This window comes from Nocardia fusca NBRC 14340 (assembly GCF_001618425.1).
GTDB classification, from domain to species: Bacteria; Actinomycetota; Actinomycetes; order Mycobacteriales; family Mycobacteriaceae; genus Nocardia; species Nocardia fusca.
Genome location: NZ_BDCU01000008.1, coordinates 77,750 through 95,894 on the forward strand (window position 1 = coordinate 77,750; position 18,145 = coordinate 95,894).

Genomic DNA, 18,145 nt, shown 5'->3' on the forward strand with positions numbered 1-18,145 from the left:
CCCGCCCACCACGCAGTCCGGCTCGCCTGTTCCCTCCTCGAGTTAACAGCGTTACGCTAACGCCACTAACTTACTGATTCGGGGGCCACCACATGTTGATCCGCGTTGCGCAGTTCACCACCCGATTCCCGCGCACGATACTGCTCGGCGCACTCGCCGTCGCACTGCTGTGCGGAATCTTCGGGGCCACCGCGGCCGCCGGGCTGAAATCCGGCGGATTCGTCTCCGCCGACGCCGAATCCGTCCGCGCCGCCCAGCAGCTCACCGACAACTTCGACGGCGCCGCGCCCAACTACATCCTTCTCGTCGAATCGCCGGACGGGGTCGACGCGGAGCCGGTGCGGGCCCGCGCCCTGCAGGTGATCGATATCGTGCGGGCCCACCCGGACACCGACAGTGTCCAGTCGTACTGGACCGCGCCGTCACCGGCGGTCGCGAGTGTGCTGCGCAGCACCGACGGCGAATCCGGGCTCATCGCGGTCAATTTCGCGGGCGACGAGACCCAGATCCAGAAATCCGCCGGTGAACTCGGCGAGCAGATCACCGGAACGGCCGACGGGGTGACCGTCCGGGCCGGCGGTACCGCGGCGACATTCCACGAGGTAAACGACCAGATCACGCACGATCTGGCCGTCGCCGAGACCGCGGCGATCCCGCTCACCCTGGTGGTGCTCGTCCTCGTCTTCGGCAGCCTGATCGCCGCCTCGCTGCCGCTGCTGGTCGGGCTGTTCGCGATCGCCGCCACGCTGGCGATCCTCAAGCTGTTCACCCTGTTCACCGACGTCTCCATCTACGCGATGAACCTCACCACCGCGCTGGGTCTGGCCCTGGCCATCGACTACAGCCTGTTCATCGTCAGCCGGTTCCGGGAGGAACTCGCGGCCGGTCGCGACCCGCGCGCGGCCACCGTCCGGGCCTTGCAGACCGCCGGTCGCACCGTGCTCTTCTCCGCGATCACCGTGGCGTTGTCGCTGTCGGCGATGCTCGTGTTCGACCTGTACTTCCTGCGCTCGTTCGCCTACTCCGGCGTCGCGGTGGTGATCGCGGCCGCCGTCGCGTCGATCGTGGTGCTGCCCGCTGCGCTTGTATTGCTCGGGCACCGGGTCAACGCGCTCGACCTACGGGCGCCCATCCTGCGCCTGTTCGGCCGCGAACCGAAGCCGCTGGGTGCCATGGTGCCGGAGCAGACCGGCTGGTACCGCCTGGTCAAGCGGGTCATGCGGGCCGCGGTCCCGGTCTCCGTGGTGATCGTGGCGCTCATGCTGGCGCTCGGCTCGCCGTTCCTCTCGGTGAAATTCGGCTACCCCGACGAGCGAGTGCTGCCCGCTTCGGCGGCCAGCCGGCAGGTGGGCGACGAGATCCGGGCGGAGTTCCCGCGCGCCGATCCCGGCGGCAACACCACGATCGTGCTGGACGGCTATCGCGACGAACGCGGGGTCGGTGCATACGCCGCCCGGTTGTCCGAGGTCGACAACATCACCGGAGTGCTGTCCAGCGCCGGCGTGTACGTCTCCGGGAACCGGCTCGCCGCCACGCCGCCGGGTATGACGAACGACACCGGCACGTACTTGACCGTCAACAGCACAGTCGACCCGTTCTCCCCGGCCGGCGCGGAACAGTTGGACGCGTTGCGGGCGATCGACCCACCCACCCCGGCCCTGTTCGGCGGCTCCGCCGCGGTGAACGAGGACTCACTCGACGCACTGGCCGATCGGCTGCCGCTGGCCGGTCTGCTCATCGTGCTGTCCACCTTCGTGGTGCTGTTCCTGTTCACCGGCAGCCTGATCCTGCCGCTCAAGGCGCTGCTGCTGAACACCCTCTCGCTGACCGCCGCGTTCGGCGCCATGGTGTGGATCTTCCAGGACGGCCATCTGCAGGGGCTGCTCGGCTTCACCGCCGTCGGCTACCTGGTGCCGACCATGCCGATCCTCATGTTCTGCCTGGCATTCGGGCTGTCCATGGACTACGAGGTGTTCCTGCTCTCGCGGATCCGGGAGGAATGGCTGCGCCGGCGAGCCGGGCACGGCGGCACGGAGTCGGCAGCGGAGGCCAACACCGAAGCCGTCGCGGTCGGAGTGGCCCGCACCGGGCGTATCTTCACCGCCGCGGCCGTGCTGATGGCCATCGTGATCGGCGCCCTCACCACCTCCAAGGTGTCGTTCATCCAGCTGATGGGCCTCGGTCTGACCCTGACCGTGCTCGCCGACGCCACGCTCATCCGGGCCCTGCTCGTTCCGGCGCTGATGAAACTGATGGGCCCGCTCAACTGGTGGGCGCCGAAACCGCTGGCCCGGCTGCACGACCGGATCGGGTTCAGCGAGGAGCCCGTGGACGCGCCGGGAGCCACCGCCGAACCACCGGTGCGCGTATGACCGGACGGCCACGCTCCCCGCGCGGGCACGGAAGCCGGCTACGCGAGGAGATCATCACCGCCACCCGGGAGCTGCTCGAGCGCACCGGCGACGTCGGCGCGGTATCGATCCGCGCGGTCGCGGGTGTGGTGGGGGTGAGCGCGCCCTCCATCTATCGCCACTTCGCCGACAAGGACGCGCTGATCGACGCGGCGGTGGCCGAGGTCTTCGAAGCGCTGAACACCGCGATGCGGGCGGCGGTGGATCCGGCGGACCCGCCGGCGCTGCGCCTGCACCGGCTCGGCCTCGCCTACGTACGGTTCGCCCTGGACCATCCCGAGCAGTACCGGCTGGCGACCATCCCGACCACCCATCAGGGCGCGGTGGACATGGTGCTGACCAGTGGCGCGTTCCGGTACTTCGCCGCAACGGTCGAAGCGGCCATGTCCGACGGCCTCATCGACCGCGCGGATCCCACCCCGCTGGTGCTCGAACTGTGGGCGGCGGCGCACGGCATCGCCTCCCTGCTGCTCGCGAAACCCTATCTACCCTGGGGCGATCCGATGGCCGTCGCCGAAAGAGTGCTCGACGCGGCATGTTTCGGACATGTGCTCACCGAACTGATGGGCCCGGGCAAGTCTCCCGCCGAAATGACCCGGTGGGTGATGGACCTCCGCGCACGGATACGCGAACCGGATTCCTCCGACTGATTCAGCTCACCGCGTCGGCCGGCGCGGTGAAGGTGTTGCACTCGGCGGTCAGATTGTGTTCGACCCCCAGCCCGAACCAGAGCCCGCCGTTCTCCGGAGTACCGTGATCCCGCATATCGCCGTGCTGATCACCACGATGATCGGCGTCTGTCCGCGCGTCGGTCATCTGGTCATCGGTGAGCGACCCGCCGTCGGCCGCGGAGACCAGATACATCCCGTCGAAACAGTTGGCCTGTAGCTCCACCCGCCGCGACAGTTCGAGCCCCTCCGGACTGCGCGCGCCCGCGTCGACCCGGGCACTGTTGGCGGCGAGCAGGATTCCGGACATGTTCTGGATGTGATGCCCGTATTCGTGGGCGAACACCGACAGGTAGACCACCCAGTTGTCGTGGTAGTAGTCGGTCTGCAACTGGCTGACCGGCATATAGATGGTCCGGTTGGCCGGACAGTAGAACGCGGCGAAGTTGTCGGTCGAACCGGTGCACGGTGTGGTGATGCCCTCGGTATCCGCCGACACCAGCACCGTCGGTGGCTCGAACGGCAGGCCCGCGTCCGCCAGTACCGGCTGCCAGGCCGCCTCCAGGCATTTCTCGGCGCTGTCGAAGAACGCCCGGGCCGTGTCCTCATCCGTCGACCACGGCGCGTACTCGCAGTTCGCGGGGAGCAGCGTCGCGTCCGGGTCGGTGAGCAGCGGATTGGTCCCGGTTTCGGCGGGACCGGTTTCGCCGGTGTCGTAGCTGTGCTCGGGCTGCGGGCCCAGCACTTTCAGACCGTCGGAATTCAACGCGCCCCGCACCAGTGCGCCGACCAGCACCAGGATCAGCGCGAGCACCACCAGCAACGTACTGCCACTGCTGCGGCGGCTACGCGGCCGCGGCGCGTTGGGCACCCGATAGGGCACCGGCGGCGGCATGGGCGGGGCGACGATCGGACGATAACCGGAGATCGGGCCTTGCCGGGGATAGCCCGGCGGCGGCCGGTGCGGATATCCCTGCGCGGGAGGGTAACCCGGGCGCGGCCCCGGATAGGGCGGCCGCCGCGGTCCACCGGGCGGGGGACCGTACGGGGGCCGGCCACCGGGTGGTATCGGCGGCCTGCCGGGCGGTACCGGTCCGCGCCCGTAAGGTGGTTGTGTCACTCCCCCGGACCCCCTCGCCTTCTCCGAACACCAACAGCCGCTGACGCAGGATAGCAAGCTGTCTAAGGTAACGAGTCATGCTCACATTTCGGGGGGGCGCGCTCGCGCTGCTGCTCGCACTGACCGGGTTACTCGCCGTTTTCGGGACGAGCGCACCGGCGGCCCGGGCCCAGGAGCCGGTCGGTTCGATCCTGTACCTGGATATGACGCTGAACCGCGAGGGCATCCTCGAAGTGACCGAGCGCGTGACCGTGCCGCCCGGCGAACGGTTCACCATGACGCTACCGCTGCGGGTGCAGATCAGCGAGGACTCCGAACGCCGGTTCGCGGTCACCGACATCGAGACCAGCGGCCCGGGCAGCGCGACGATCGCCGACGATCTGTTCACCGTGGACGCGGGCCCCGGGGAGACCACGGTCCGCTATTCGGTGCGCAATACGGTCAGCGATGCCGAGGGCAGTCAGGTCTTCCGCTGGTTCGGGGTGCTCAATGTCGATCTCGCCGAAATCCATGCCTCGCTCATCAGCCCCAGTTTCGAGATGGGCATCGTGGAATGCCTGCTGGGCCCGATCGGTAACACCCGGCCCTGCGCTCAGGTCCGGATCGAGCCGGACGGCGTCATGTACCTGGACCAGACGAATCTGCGCAGGGGCGAATCGGTCGACCTGACCCTGCAGATTCCGCCGGGAACCGTACCGCCGAACGCCGATATCACCGGCCCCGGCGATTCACCGTTCGCCGTGACCGGGCCCGTGCTCGTGGCGTTCGGCCTGCTGCTGGCCGCACTCGTGGCGCTGGCCGCCTACATCTTCTGGGTGCGCCGGCAGTCCGTCCCCGCCGAGCCGATGGAACCGCTGGTACGCAACGGCGGGCGCACCCACTTCAGTTCCCCGGCCGGCATCCTGCCGGGTGAGGCCGGAGTCCTGCTCGACGGTCACTCCGACCCGACCGATATCGCCGCCACGGTGGTGGATCTCGCGGTCCGCAACTATCTGTGGATCTCGCGCATCGGCGAGACCCAGTGGCGGCTGGTCCGGGTGAATCCGGCCGACGACCAGCTGCGTGCCTACGAGCGGACGGTCTACGACGCGCTGCTGCCGCCCGGCACCGACGCGGTCACGATGGCCGAACTGGCCGCACCCGGGCGACTGCCCACCGAGCCGCTGCGCCGGGCCATGGTCACCGACGCCGTCGACCGCGGCGCCTTCATAGACCCCGTGCGCCGGCGGATCCCGCTGTGGCTGGGCGGCGGCCTGATCGTCCTCGGCGCCGCGGTGACCGTCCTCGCCGCCCTACTGGCCGGGCACGCCCTGGTGGGTGTGGCGATCGCGCTGGCCGGCGGCGCACTGCTCGCCGCCCAGCGGTTCCTGCCGGTGCGCACCGCCTTCGGCCGGACGCTCACCGCACAGGTCCGCGGATTGCAACGAGGTCTGGAACAGGTCACCAGCCGGCAGATCCCGCCCGGCGACCGCGAACTCGTGTTCTCCCGCGGTCTGCCCTACATGGTGGTCTGGAGCCGAGCCGACAACTGGGTCCGCACCTTCCGCGATATCGACCCCTCCGCCGACGACGATCCCGGGCTGTACTGGTTCGGCGGTTTCGAAGGCGACCGCGACCTGCATCGGTTCGCCGTGCACTTCCCGTATTTCATCACCGCGATCGAATCGCTGTTCCCCGCCGAATAACGTGAAAGCCCCGTGCGGCGATCGCCGCACGGGGCACGTCCGGGTGCTAGCGCCTCATGCCGTGACCCGCCGCAGCGCGGCGAGCGGATCGGCGTACAGCGCGCTCAGCGAGGTGACGACGGCCGCGAATTCCTGGACCTTCGAGGCATACCCGGTGACCCGGATATCCGTGGGCGGCAGCATCGTGGATTCGTTGAAGGCGCGTGCCACATGCGCGAGCCCGGGGCGGTAGGTCGTGAACGCCTGCCCGCCGAGCACCACCCGATCGGGGTTGAGCATGTCCCGGACCAGCGCCACTGTCCGGCCGAGCACGGTGGCCCGCTCCGCCAGCAGTTCGCGGGCCGGGTCGGAACCGCGGGCCGCGGCCCGGTAGAGGTCGGCGATGCTGGAACTGGCTTTGCCGTTGTGCGCGGGGATGATTCCCCGTCCGACGGCACGCGCGTGGAGCCCACGGTCACCGACGGTCGCCTCCAAGCAGCCGCGCCGGCCGCACGAGCATTCCACATCGGAGCCGGTGGGCAGATGCGCGATCGAACCCGGACCGTTGCTCGGCGTGTGCACCCGGCCGTCCAGGGTCACCGAGATCCCGGCCGTCTCCCGGACATAGAAGTAGAGGCTGCTGCCGTGCGCGGCCCGGCCGGAGTCCTCCGCCGCGTCCTGGCTCACGCCCGGTAGCAGCAATTCCGAAGCGGCCATGGCCTCGACGTGCGGGGCGATCGTCACCGGGAGACCGAGCACCTCACTGAACACCGCACCCACCGGCGCGGCCTGCCAGCCCAGTTTCGGGTGGTCGACGATACCGGTGCCGGGATCCACCCGGCCGCCGATCGCGACGCCGACCCATAACGGGGTACGCCGATACCAGCGCTGCAAAAAGGATTTCGCGCTGTGCGCGACGGTTTTGACCGCGAACTCCTGGCCGGTCTGCGGGGTGGCGATGGTGAGGCCGCCGAGGATCCGGCCGCGCAGATCCGAGACCACGATCCGGGTGGACGCCGCGCCGATGTGCACACCGAGGGTTCCGAAGGTGTCGTGATCGACCTCGAACGGCACCCGGGGCCGGCCCACCGCGCCGGAGGCGGTCAGATCGGCGCGCTCACGCAGCAGACCGGCGGTGAGCAGCGAGGACACCTGACGATTGACGGTCGCGATGCTCAGTCCGGTGGCCCGTGCGGTCTTGTCCCGGAATACCGGTCCGGTGGTGGCCGCCCGGAGCACGGCCGCGGCGGGATTGTCCGATAACCTCAGGTCAGGTGCGACGACCGGACGAGGAACGCGGGTACGAACAGTGGAAGCCTGCGACGCGGTGCGTTCGGCGGTGCGGACAGCCATATGAATTTCCTCGATGAATATTTCCCGCGAAACGGGATATGCCTACAACTGGACCGAGGCGGCTGGGAGATCCAAATCGCTCAACCGCGGCAACGGCGGCAACACAACTCGCGGGTGAGGGGCAGGCGCAGACCGAGAGCGGCGGTCACATAGGTGACCTTCCGTGAGTCGGCGCTGCTGGTAGACATAACAAATAAATTAACATCTCCCCGGGCGCAACACCAAGGTTTCGGCGATCTTCGTCTCGGTGGCCGGGACGTTCGCCCTGCTCGACCCCATATTTTCACTGCCACATCGCCCGCCTTCCGGCAGTGCACGGTCATTCTCGACGGCCCGGAGTGTGGTATCGGCCTCGTACCCGGACCGTGGTGAATTCGAAACGTAGCCCGATCGAATTCTCCGTTATCGTCCGGGAAATAAGGCCGCAGTCGGAACCCGTTATTTCCCGTCGACATCCGGGGAATATTCTCCGCCGTTCTCCGGAGAATATTCCCCGCACAACGGCGGACAATATTCCCGCAGACCGGCGGATGCTCGGAGCCCGTCGGCGCGGCCGGGTGCGTGATCCGGTCCGCCGCGCTGCCCGCGCTCGCGAAGGCACGCCCGACGAACCGCGAAGACCCTGGTACACGGCATTTTCCGCTGCTATGCTCCGGACGCACGGTGGGGAGTCCGAAGGGGGAAGACGATGCCCGTACCAGATCTGGGTCAATCGGCAGCCGTCCGCCTGTACGAGGCGGCGCGGGCCGGAGAGTTCCATATGACCGAAGCGGCCGCGCGCGGCCTGGCCGAATCGTGCGACCGGCTCGCGGAGCGAATACGGCAGGCACGGGTGGACGCGGTCGGCCTCACCGAGGTGCGGGGATTCCCGGAGCTGCCGTCGGGCCATGCGCTGACGCGGGGTTTCGCCGCGAAGGGCCAGGAGTACCTGGACACCCTCAGCGCCTTCGAACAGACGGCGCTGCGGCACAAGGCCGCGTATCTGGCGGCCGCCGCTCTATTTCTCGAGGCCGACGCGGCCAACAGCGCGGCCTTCGCCCGCACGGTGGCGGATACCGCATGAGATGCGGCAGTATGTCCAATTACGCAGGGGTGCAGAAAAATTGAAACCATGCGGTCCGATGCGCCGGAGCGGTGCGCCGGATCGCGCAACCAAGGGGGCCGACAGTGGCGCAGCAGGGGCAGCCGGGTACCGCGGGGGCGGGCACAGACCCGGCCTATGTACCCGACCGTGAAGTATTCGGCGCGTACACCCATCAGCAGATCTGGGACCTGGTACACGAAAAACTGGCGCCGGCCGAACTGAGCCGTCTCGCCGATACCTGGGGCCACACCGCGACCACGGTGGAAACGGCCTTCGACGAATTCGCCCGCGACCTCACCCGGTTCTCCGGTGACTGGTCGGGTCTCGCGGCCGTGGCCGCCGCACGGGCCGCGGCCGCGTTCGTACTGGCCGGCGACGACGCCGTCGCGGTCTGCCGCGTCGTCGAACAGAAGCTTTCGGCCGATTCCACCGCCGCCGAATCCGTTCGCGCGGCGATCCCGCCACCACCGGGCCCCTATCTGCCGGATCCGGACCCGGCTGTCGAGGCGGCTGCCGGAGCGCAGCGGCGCACGGCCTACAACACCGCCGCGGCGACTCTGACGGCCGAGGCCCAGGACGCCATGACCTTCGGTTACAACCCGACGATCCCGGCCAGCGGCGACGCCGTCCCCCGTTTCACCGCGCCGGTGGCCGGGGCTCCGGACGACGAGCCACCCCCCGCCGGGGCACCGGCACGGCCGAACACACCCGCGGCACCGCCGTCGCCGGAGTCCCAGCGCAGCCGCACCCCGTCCGAGGAGGCGGTCGCCCCTCCGCAGTCGGCGAGCCCGGCGTCCGCGCCGGACGACAACCCGAAAGCCCCGGCCGACGATCCCGACCCGGGCCGCACCGAGCCGGATCCCGACGATCCCATCGCCGTACGCGGCGGAGAAAGCGACGGTTCACCGGCAGCAATACCGCGGCCGGACACCGAGACCGCGGCACCCGAGTCTTCTCCCATGGCACCGGCGCCCTCTGCCGATACATCCGAGTCCTCCCCCGATGCGCCGGCGCCGCTTTCCCGTACACCGGCGCCGCCTCCCGATACACCGGCGCCACTTCTCGATACGGCAATGCCGCCTTCCGATACAGCGGTGCGGCCTACCGGCGCAGCGGGGAATCCGTCCGACTTCCCGCCGGGAAGCAACACCGCCGGTTCGGCGGGCACCGCGACGGCCGCCACCGCCCCGGCCGCGCTGCCCGCTGCGCCCACCGCGGACCGCGGCGCCGCGGACAGCGCCGGCTCCCCGGGTCCGCTCCGGGCGCCGGCCCCGGTACCGCAGGCGGCCGGGTTTCCAGACCGAGGCGATACGAGCCCCGCTCCCGCGGCCCTACCGCCCCGATCCCCCGCGGCGGCCGGATGGGGTCCGGCAGAAACAGCCGGCCGTGCCGATACCGCCCCCGCCGCACCGCACGGCGGTCACCGGCCGGGCCAGGTCGGCTCGACGACACCGGCCGCGCCCCAGCCCGGTCCCGCCGCAACCGGTTCCGACGCAGGCGCCGCGGCCGCCCAGCGACCCGGCCAGAGCGAACAGATAGCCCGCTCGGTCCCCTCCCGTCCGACCACCGAAGCGGCGCGGGAATCACTCGCTCCCCCGGGCGCCGGGACGGACCCGGCGATGAACCAGAGATCCGAACACCCCTGGACCCGGACGGTGCGACCGAGCGGATTCCCGCTGCCGCCCGCCCCCGGACCGGTGCCGTCACGCGCACCCGATGGCGAACGCAGCAGTCCGGACTATCTGCACAGACCGAACGAGCAGTTGACCGCCACCCCGCCCGCCGTCCCGCCGGTCTTCGGTGAGTACACCGGGACCGAGGACCCGGACAGAACCCGACCGGGTGACGGGAACCGCTGATGGATTGGGTGTTCACGCCGGACGAGTTCGGTCATATCTGGCAGACCGAGACCGGGCTCGACCGGCGGCCCCACCCCATAGACCTGGCTCCCCGAGCCACCGTCGGCACCGAGAGCGCGCGGGCCGCGCTGGGGCTGGACTCCCGGTTTCCACCCAACAGCGATGCCGATCTCACCGGTACGCTGCGTTTCCTCGCCCGCACCGATGTCACCCGGGTCACTGTCTTCGGCGACGAGTTCGACGGCGACCGGCGCCGCCCCGATCCGATCCTCGCGCTCGCCGTCGCCTTCGGAAACTGGGGCGCGGTGATCCGCGCGCATTCGGGACAGGTGAGCGTCACGGCCTGCCACGCCCGGAATATCGGTAAGCACCTCGCCACCGTGCTCGGGCCGGCCACAGCCGGCACCCTTCCGGCCATGCGGGAACCACGGGAGGCCGTCCTCTGCCCGGATTCGGGCCGGCAGCAGCCCGGCCGGGCCGAACGGCTGCGCGAGATCCTGCACCGGCCCATCGACGCACGAGGGTTCTTCACGGTCGCCGTGACCCCGGAGGATCCCATGTCACCGCCGCCGATACACCGCACCTGGCTGGATTTCACCGGCGACGGACGCTACCTACTCGCCGCGGGCAGCCACCTGGCACTGACCCCGGTCGGCGAATCCGATCTGGCCGCCGAACTCACCCGGCTGGCGCGGATACACTGACCCGCTCGCAGGCCGGGGGGCGGGTTATTTCTGCTTGGCGGCAGCCTTCATCTGCTTTTTGAAGGCACGCACTTCGAGCAAGGTCTCGCCGTCGACGATATCGGCCGCCGAGCGCCGCGAACCCGGTTCGGCGTAGTCCCCGGCAGCCGCTTCCCACCCGGCCGGCCGCACCCCCAATTGCTTACCGAGCAGTGCCAGGAATATCCGGGCCTTCTGGTCGCCGTAACCGGGCAGCGCCTTCAACCGCTTCAGTACTTCCCGGCCGTCGGGGTCGCCGACGGTCCAGATCGCGGCCACCTCCCCGTCGTAGTGTTCGATCACGTAGCGGGCGAGGTCCTGGATCCGCCGGGCCATGGACCGGCCGTAGCGGTGGATGGCGGGCGGTGTCGCGGCCAGCTCCTCGAATTCGGCCTGGTCCGCGGCGGCGATCGCCTGGATATCGAGTCCGCCCATCCGGTCGGCGAGCTTCTTGGGGCCCCGGAAAGCGTGCTCGAGCGGGTACTGCTGGTCCAGGAGCATCCCGATCAGCAGTGCCAGTGAGCTCTCCGAGAGCAGCTCGTCGGCCTCGGGTTCCTGCGCCAGACACAACTTCGCCATGCCCTGCTCCTCACTCTGGACTACCAGCGATGATCCCACGGACACCGCGCCGCTCCCCGCCGTGCGTACCTCCGCGTCCGCTCCGGCCATGATGGATGGGCTTCCCCAGCTGCACCTATTAGGCTCGCCCCCATGCCAGACACGGCGACAAAGCCACCCACCACACTGGATGGACACGGACCCATGGACAGTTTCGGGTTACGCCCCGACCGTTTCGATGCCGCAGGCCACGACCAGCTGGTCGATATCCGCGATCTACAGGCCACCCTTCCGGGACTCACCCGGCTACGCGACTGGGCACACGAGGCCCTGGCGTTGCAGCCGGGTGAGCACGCGGTCGATATCGGCTCCGGTACCGGATCGGAGGTGATCACCTTTGCCGACGCGGTCGGGCCCACCGGTTCGGCGGCGGGTGTCGAACCCGATCCGAACCTGCTCGCCGCGGCCGTCGCGCGCGCCGCCGAGGCGCGTTCATCGGCCACGTTCCATTCCGGTGACGCCTACGGCATCCCGTTCGGGTCCGCCGCCTTCGACGCAGTGCTGTGCGAACGCGTGTTCCAGCATCTGACCGCACCCGCCCGAGCCGCGCGCGAGATCGCCCGGGTACTGCGCCCCGGTGGCCGGGCCGTGGTGATGGATGCCGACTGGGGATCGGCCATCGTGCACCCCGGAGAGCATCGCGTGGTCCGCGAGGTCGTGGACACTCTCATCTCGGCGACGACCAACCCCTACTCGGGCCGCAGGCTGGCAGGTCTGCTGACCGCGGCCGGGCTGGAGGTGGAGAGCACCGGCTCGCAGGCGCTGATCCAGGACCGTTCGGTCGGGGCCGGAGCGCTGGTCAGCCGGGTCTCCGCCATGGCGGTGGCCCGGCGAGTGATCACCGAGGCCGAACGCGACAAACTACTCGCCGATCTGGCCCGGGGTGCGGCGGCCGGTGATATCCACCTCTCGGTGACCATGTTCGCCGTACACGTCCGCAAACCCGCCTGACCCCGGGCCTTCCGGCTCCTACTTCAGTAGTTTCTCGGTCGCTGCCAGCAGCACGCAGGTCGCCAGGCCGTCCATGGCCTGCTCGAGCTCTGGCAGCGCCGGGAAACTGGGGGCGATCCGGATGTTCTTGTCCTCGACGTCCTTCTTGTACGGGAAGGCCGAACCCGCCGCGGTCAGCGCGATTCCGGCGTTCTTCGCCAGTTCGATCACCCGCGCCGCGGTGCCTTCGAGGACATCGAGGCTGATGAAGTAGCCGCCCTTCGGTTCGGTCCAGGACGCGACCTTCGACGCGCCCAGCCGCTCCTCGAGAATCCGCAGGACAAGCGCGAACTTCGGCTCCAGGATCGCGCGATGCTTCTGCATATGTGCCCGCACCCCGGCGGCGTCGGTGAAGAACCGCAGGTGGCGCAGCTGATTGACCTTGTCCGGGCCGATGCTCTTCTTCCCGGCATGGCTCAGGTACCAGTTCAGGTTCTCGGTCGAGGCGCCGAAGAAGCTGACCCCGGAGCCGGCGAAGGTGATCTTGGAGGTCGAGGCGAAAACCAGTGGCCGATGCGGGTTTCCGGCGGCCGCGGCCAGCGACAGGACATCCAGCACCGGCGCCGCGGTATCGGTGAGCGGGTGCACCGCGTAGGCGTTGTCCCAGAACAGCCGGAAATCGGGGGCCGCGGCGGGCATCGAAACCAGTTCGCGCACCACGTCTTCGGAGAAGACGACACCGGTCGGGTTCGAATAGTTCGGCACCGCCCACAAGCCCTTGATCTGCGGATCGTCGGCCAGCAGCTCGGCGACGACCCGGGTGTCGGGCCCGTTGTGCCGCATCGGCACGGTGATCATCTCGAAGCCCAGCGATTCGGTGATCGCGAAATGCCGGTCGTAACCGGGGCTGGGGCACAGGAATTTCACGGTGGGCTCGTCGGCCCACCGCCGCGGCGAATCGGGTAGCCCGAACAGGGTCGCGAAGACGATGGAGTCGTGCATCAACTCCAGGCTGGCGTTGTTGCCCGCGATCAGATTGTCGACGCCGATACCGAGCAGTTCGCCGAAGATGGCCCGCAGTTCCGGAAGTCCGTGCAGCCCACCGTAGTTGCGGCAGTCGGTACCGGTGCCGTCGCGGAAGTCACCGTCGCCGGGCAGCGACAGCAGCGCCGAGGACAGGGCGAGTTGTTCCGGCGAGGGCTTTCCCCGGGTCAGATCGAGGGTGAGCTGAGCAGCCTGCAGCGTCGCGTAGTTCGCGGACTGGAGTTCGTGCTCGGCGGTGAGTTCCTCGGGACTCATCAAACCGATCTGCGTTTGCCGGGGCATCGTGGACAGCCTTTCCACCTGGTGAGTGCTCGCTTACGGACGACCGCTGGGTCCGGCCGCCCCGAGCCACGTTACCCGGGCACCCGTCACCACCGGGCGGGGTTGGGAGTCTGCGCGCTGTGTTCGATTGCCCCGCCTTCGGCAGGGCGGGTCGCAGCCCTACCGGCCTCGGCCACAGAGATGGACCATCCGGAGCAGGAGAAGGCAGAGGGCAAGCGCTGAGGTAAGTCTCGAGTGAAGGGCCCCGCTGAATAAGGGGACCCCGCGCACCCGGCAGAGCCCGTTGACCCTTGCTGCCTTCCGGCCCTGGGGGAGTTCACAGGATGCGCGCCGCGCGGGATCCGTTGGCCAGTGTAGCGGCTACCCACCCTGCGCGCTGCAGGGGGCCGATACCGCGCCCACCGGGCCGGGTACGAGCAGGCCCCGTGATCGCTACCATTCTTCTGAGTCGGAGGGGGATATTCCCTCACCACACGAGGGGATGGCGAGGATGACCGAGGAGAATCCGCCGGAGCGCGAGCGCGCGGAGCAGACGAAGTGGTGGGAAACACCCGGCGGTGGGGCGGGCGAGCCCGGGCCGGGCAGCACCCCGGGCGCGGATCCGACGATGGTGAACCCGAACGCCGCCCCGCAGTTCCCCGGCGATCAGAACCCGCACGCGGCGGCGCCGCCGTACTCGAGCGATCAGCAGCAGTATCCGAGCGGGCAGCAGCAGTACTCGAGCGGTCAGCAGCAGTACTCGAGTGGACAGCAGCAGTACTCGAGTGGACAGCAGCAGTACTCGAGTGGACAGCAACATCAGTACCCCGGCGAGCAGCAGCCTCCGAGCAGTCAGCAGCAGTTCCCGAGCGGGCAACCGCAGTATGCGAGCGGGCAGCAGTACACCGGCGGGCAGCCGCAGTATCCGGCCCCCGGCCCCGCGTGGCAGTCCGGGCCGTCCGGTTTCGGAAGCCCCACCGGATACGGAGCCGCCGCGGCCGCTCGGTCGCGGTCGAAGAACAAGACGGCCCTGATCGTGGTCGGAGTGGTGCTGTTCGTGATCCTGTTGATCTGCGGGATCGGGGGAATCGCGCTGGTGAACTCCGACTCGGGGTCCGAGGGGGCGGACGGCGACTACGGCATGGAGAACGTCACCAACGCCTGTGACCTCGTCGACGCCTCCGTCCTGGACCAGTGGGCGGCCAACCGCGACGAGACCACCCATCAGGAGGACGCTCCGGCCAGTTATGGGGGCGGATCGCTGAACTGCCGGGTCAGCAATGAGGGCACCGACTCCAACAGTGCCCGCCTCGGCCTCGACGTCACCTTCGACAGCGAATACGGCTCGTACGGCTACGACGACTGGAAGAAATCCGATACCGCCACCACCGGCACGGATTACTCCTCCGGCGCGGTGACCGGACTGGGCGAGGACGCCTACTACTCGTCCCAGATCAACGACTACTCGTCGTTCCAGACCCTGGACTACACGGTCGCGGCCAAGGACAGCAATGTCTCGGTCAAGGTGAACATGTACATCACCTACGACGGTGTGGTGGATCGGTCGACGGTGGACCGGATATGCCGGGACCAAGTCCGCAAAGTGCTCGACGAACTGCGCAAATGAAAACAAATCCGCCGGTAGCAGGACTGCTACCGGCGGATTCGGTGGCGGAGGATGCGGGATTCGAACCCGCGAGGGCTGTTAACCCAACCCGCGTTCCAGGCGAGCGCCATAGGCCACTAGGCGAATCCTCCGCCGAGCAGCATACCTGGCACCCCGGCGCATCGTGAAAACGCCCGCTCATACCCGGTCCGGACCCCGGCACACCGACCGGTCTCATAGCACGAATCCCGTTATCCAGCAAGATATCCAGCAGTTTGCCGCGCTGATCACCTAATTGTGACGGCCGTCGCGCCTGCTCGCGCCGACGGTGCCATGATGGGCGCCGTGGATCCCCAGGTGATCGAAGTCGTTCAGAGTTCCCCGGCTTGGTGGCAGTCGTGGCTGCCACTGCTCGGTTCGCTGGTCCTCGGCGGCGTGGCGGTGATCGCGGTACTGGTCAACAACCGGACGAACCGGGATGCGATCGCCGCCGCCGACGAGCGTGCTCAGCGCACCCTGGCCGCGGCCGCCCAGCAACAGAACGACAGCGCCAAACGCCAGGTCGACACGACCCGGCTGCAACTCGACGCCGCCCATCACCAGGTCGAGTCCGCGCACGCGGTGGCGCTCGGGCAGGCGGGTGAGAACTGGCGCCGCGGCACCGTGGTCGCCGCGATCGCCGATACGCTGAGCATGTCCGGCCGGCTCTGCCAGGCGCTGCGGCGGGACGAGGAGTGGACCGATGAGCTCATCGGCGATCTGATCCACGATCTGGAGGACGGCTCGGAGCGAGCGAATGTGTTGCGCCTGGTCGGCTCGGATCAGCACTACAAACAGTGGCGCCGGCTGGCCGATACCCTCTCCGACGCGCTGCTGGCCGCGCTCACGCTACAGCGCAAGAAACTGCAGGATGCCCCGGCCGAGGAGATCCGCGCCGCACGCGACCACAAGAACCAGTTGCTCGGCGAGGTCCGGGTGGCCGAACGCGAACTCATCGGCGCCACCCGCGAGGAGCTGGACATCGAACCGAACTGAGCGATCGGCGCGCGGTCGCCCCCGCTCAACCGGCGCCACGCACATCCCACAATGCCGCACGCAGGTGTTCGGCATAGTCGTCGAGGTCCGGGACGACCGCCGGGTCGGCGTGCAGGGAGAGGGTGACGGTGTCCCCCATCCCGTGGATACCGTGCGTGAGATGCATCACGGTACCGAGCGCGGGAAAGCCGCCGGTGAACCGGACCGGGGCCGCACCGAAACGGAGATCGGCCGGGCCGCGGTCGACGCTGGAGACGACGGTGTGACCGGTGATCCGCTCCGGCACGAGATCGATCGGGTAATTACGTACGTCGCGCCGCAGTAGCAGCGGCGGGAGAACCGCGGTCACCGCGTCCTGCGCACCGAGCAGCGGATGGACGGCCCGTTCCCGCCGGGCGGCCAGATCCGCGGCGATCGCCGCGGCACGCCGCGCCGGGTCGTCCTCGCCGATCGCCAGATCGACGCCGAGGCTGCGGTAGTTGTTGCGGACCCCGGGCCGGGGCGGTATCGCCATCGGCACCTGAGCGCCCAGGGCAGCAGCGTCCGCACCGCGCTCGCGCAGATACCGCTGGAGCGCGAACGAGATGGCCGTCAGGCCCGCCACTGTGACGCTGCGGCCGGGCATCCGGAAGTCCTCCGCCCGCCAGACCAGCATCCGCACCGAATGACCGGTGACCTCGCCCGGCACATTGAGGGCGCCCGGTGGGTATCCCGGCGCGGCCGGGGGCACCCGCCCGGCCGCGGTGAGTTCCGCGAGTTCGGTCCGGGCCCGGCCGGCGGCGAGTCCGCGCCGGAAGGTCCGCGCGATACCCGGTGGCAGGGCCAGCGCCCCGCGACCCGCGCGCACCGCCATCCGGGCACGCGACAGCGGGCGCGTGCCCGGCGTCGTTGCGGTGCCGGGGTCGGCGGCGAACAGGGCCCGGGCAATTCGGGACGCGCCACGGCCGTCGACCAGTGCGTGCGATATCTGCAGCACCACCACGGTCACCTCCGGATCGGGCGCCGGACTCTCCCGGATACCGCGGAAGATGTGCAGCCGCCATGGATGCCGGGCGGCATCGACTCCGGTGCCCAGCAGCCGTCCCAGAACCGCGAGCAGGTCGGGCCAGTGCGGCCGGTCGAGCCGGTGCGTCACGTACTGGTCCGGTTCGGGGTCGGCGGGAACCCATACCGGGTAGGACAGTCCGGTGGGGTCCGGGCACAACCTGACCCGCAGCTCGGGTATCGCGGCGCACCGCTGGACCACCGCATCGCGCAGTCGGCTGTTCTCCCAGGTGGATTCGGCGAAACAGTAGAGGAGGAACTGGTCGTTGCGAGTGCGCCGGGAAAGCCAGTACATGGTCGCGTCCGGGGGTGCCAGCGGTATCACCGGCCGACCCTAATGGATGCCGCCGGGCGTGACCCGTCCGTGGTGCGCGCACGCAAAGACCCCGGACCCAACGGGTCCGGGGCCGCCTTGCCTGATATCGCGAAAACCGTCAGGCGCCGTGGAAGTCCGCTGCCGATACTCCGGACAGGAATTCGGCCCACTCGCCCGGCGCGAAGGCCAGCACCGGCCCACTGCCGTGATCCTTCGTATCACGGACCGCCACGTTGCCGTCTACGAGAAATGCCACCTCCACGCAGTTCCCGTCCGGGCCGCTGTATGAACTCTTCCGCCACACAGCACCCGTCATATCCACCTTCACGGCACTGCACTCCTTCGCTGCGTCGATAATGATATTCGATCCTGCATAGTTCCTGACTAGCTGGTATCCGGTGGATACCACC

At 69.1% G+C, this 18,145-nt stretch carries 15 protein-coding genes, 1 tRNA gene and 1 other RNA gene; 9 read left to right on the top strand and 8 right to left on the bottom strand.

Annotation, left to right across the window (positions count from 1 at the left end; genetic code table 11):
• Positions 1 to 92: 92 nt before the first annotated feature.
• Together NF4_RS01875 and NF4_RS01880 are read left to right on the top strand one after the other, a co-directional pair.
• A complete protein-coding gene (locus NF4_RS01875) occupies positions 93 to 2,372 on the top strand; it encodes an MMPL family transporter (protein ID WP_063125558.1) in 2,280 nt (759 codons plus the stop codon).
• Positions 2,369 to 3,061, top strand: coding sequence for a TetR/AcrR family transcriptional regulator (locus NF4_RS01880; RefSeq protein WP_063125559.1), 693 nt, complete (start codon positions 2,369 to 2,371; stop codon positions 3,059 to 3,061). The genes NF4_RS01875 and NF4_RS01880 overlap by 4 nt, the downstream gene beginning before the upstream one ends.
• Position 3,062: 1 nt before the next feature.
• On the opposite strand, the gene NF4_RS01885 is transcribed toward NF4_RS01880, so the two are convergent.
• Positions 3,063 to 3,962: a neutral zinc metallopeptidase gene (locus NF4_RS01885; RefSeq protein WP_232330272.1), complete on the bottom strand. Its 900-nt coding sequence runs from the start codon at positions 3,960 to 3,962 to the stop codon at positions 3,063 to 3,065.
• A 314-nt stretch (positions 3,963 to 4,276) separates the two neighbouring features.
• Between NF4_RS01885 and NF4_RS01890 the strand changes: the two genes are divergently transcribed.
• Entirely contained in the window at positions 4,277 to 5,884 is a 1,608-nt protein-coding gene (locus tag NF4_RS01890) for a DUF2207 family protein (protein ID WP_063125561.1), read from the top strand.
• A gap of 54 nt (positions 5,885 to 5,938) precedes the next feature.
• On the opposite strand, the gene NF4_RS01895 is transcribed toward NF4_RS01890, so the two are convergent.
• Positions 5,939 to 7,216 (bottom strand): ROK family protein, encoded by a 1,278-nt coding sequence (locus NF4_RS01895; RefSeq protein WP_084532780.1) that lies wholly within the window; start codon positions 7,214 to 7,216, stop codon positions 5,939 to 5,941.
• Positions 7,217 to 7,904: 688 nt separating this feature from the next.
• Here NF4_RS01895 and NF4_RS01900 point away from each other — a divergent pair.
• From NF4_RS01900 to NF4_RS01910, 3 genes are all read left to right on the top strand, one after another.
• A complete protein-coding gene (locus NF4_RS01900) occupies positions 7,905 to 8,279 on the top strand; it encodes a hypothetical protein (RefSeq protein ID WP_063125563.1) in 375 nt (124 codons plus the stop codon).
• Between the two features lie 104 nt (positions 8,280 to 8,383).
• Entirely contained in the window at positions 8,384 to 10,159 is a 1,776-nt protein-coding gene (locus tag NF4_RS38410; RefSeq protein WP_063814474.1) for a hypothetical protein, read from the top strand.
• The gene (locus NF4_RS01910) at positions 10,159 to 10,863 is read left to right on the top strand and encodes an ESX secretion-associated protein EspG (RefSeq protein ID WP_063125564.1); all 705 of its coding nucleotides are present in this window, start codon (positions 10,159 to 10,161) and stop codon (positions 10,861 to 10,863) included. Before NF4_RS38410 ends, NF4_RS01910 begins: the two co-directional genes overlap by 1 nt.
• A 24-nt stretch (positions 10,864 to 10,887) precedes the next feature.
• On the opposite strand, the gene NF4_RS01915 is transcribed toward NF4_RS01910, so the two are convergent.
• The gene (locus NF4_RS01915; RefSeq protein ID WP_063125729.1) at positions 10,888 to 11,460 is read right to left on the bottom strand and encodes an HhH-GPD-type base excision DNA repair protein; all 573 of its coding nucleotides are present in this window, start codon (positions 11,458 to 11,460) and stop codon (positions 10,888 to 10,890) included.
• 183 nt (positions 11,461 to 11,643) lie between these two features.
• Between NF4_RS01915 and NF4_RS01920 the strand changes: the two genes are divergently transcribed.
• The gene (locus NF4_RS01920) at positions 11,644 to 12,450 is read left to right on the top strand and encodes a methyltransferase domain-containing protein (protein ID WP_063125565.1); all 807 of its coding nucleotides are present in this window, start codon (positions 11,644 to 11,646) and stop codon (positions 12,448 to 12,450) included.
• An 18-nt stretch (positions 12,451 to 12,468) separates the two neighbouring features.
• On the opposite strand, the gene NF4_RS01925 is transcribed toward NF4_RS01920, so the two are convergent.
• Both NF4_RS01925 and ffs read right to left on the bottom strand, forming a co-directional pair.
• Positions 12,469 to 13,755, bottom strand: a complete 1,287-nt coding sequence (locus NF4_RS01925; protein WP_063125566.1) for an aspartate aminotransferase type Ic — start codon at positions 13,753 to 13,755, stop codon at positions 12,469 to 12,471.
• Positions 13,756 to 14,006: 251 nt separating this feature from the next.
• Positions 14,007 to 14,101: signal recognition particle sRNA small type (gene ffs, locus NF4_RS01930), an RNA gene on the bottom strand.
• A 144-nt stretch (positions 14,102 to 14,245) separates the two neighbouring features.
• On the opposite strand from ffs, the gene NF4_RS01935 reads away from it, so the two are divergent.
• Positions 14,246 to 15,361 (top strand): hypothetical protein, encoded by a 1,116-nt coding sequence (locus NF4_RS01935; RefSeq protein ID WP_157119880.1) that lies wholly within the window; start codon positions 14,246 to 14,248, stop codon positions 15,359 to 15,361.
• A 42-nt stretch (positions 15,362 to 15,403) separates the two neighbouring features.
• Here the strand turns inward: NF4_RS01935 and NF4_RS01940 are convergent.
• Positions 15,404 to 15,492 (bottom strand) — tRNA-Ser (locus tag NF4_RS01940).
• Positions 15,493 to 15,637: 145 nt separating this feature from the next.
• On the opposite strand from NF4_RS01940, the gene NF4_RS01945 reads away from it, so the two are divergent.
• Entirely contained in the window at positions 15,638 to 16,375 is a 738-nt protein-coding gene (locus NF4_RS01945; protein ID WP_157119882.1) for a hypothetical protein, read from the top strand.
• Positions 16,376 to 16,400: 25 nt separating this feature from the next.
• Here the strand turns inward: NF4_RS01945 and NF4_RS01950 are convergent, their stop codons facing one another.
• Both NF4_RS01950 and NF4_RS01955 read right to left on the bottom strand, forming a co-directional pair.
• Positions 16,401 to 17,744, bottom strand: a complete 1,344-nt coding sequence (locus NF4_RS01950) for a wax ester/triacylglycerol synthase domain-containing protein (protein ID WP_157119884.1) — start codon at positions 17,742 to 17,744, stop codon at positions 16,401 to 16,403.
• A gap of 109 nt (positions 17,745 to 17,853) precedes the next feature.
• Positions 17,854 to 18,051 (bottom strand): DUF397 domain-containing protein, encoded by a 198-nt coding sequence (locus NF4_RS01955; protein ID WP_063125730.1) that lies wholly within the window; start codon positions 18,049 to 18,051, stop codon positions 17,854 to 17,856.
• Between the last annotated feature and the right edge of the window lie 94 nt (positions 18,052 to 18,145).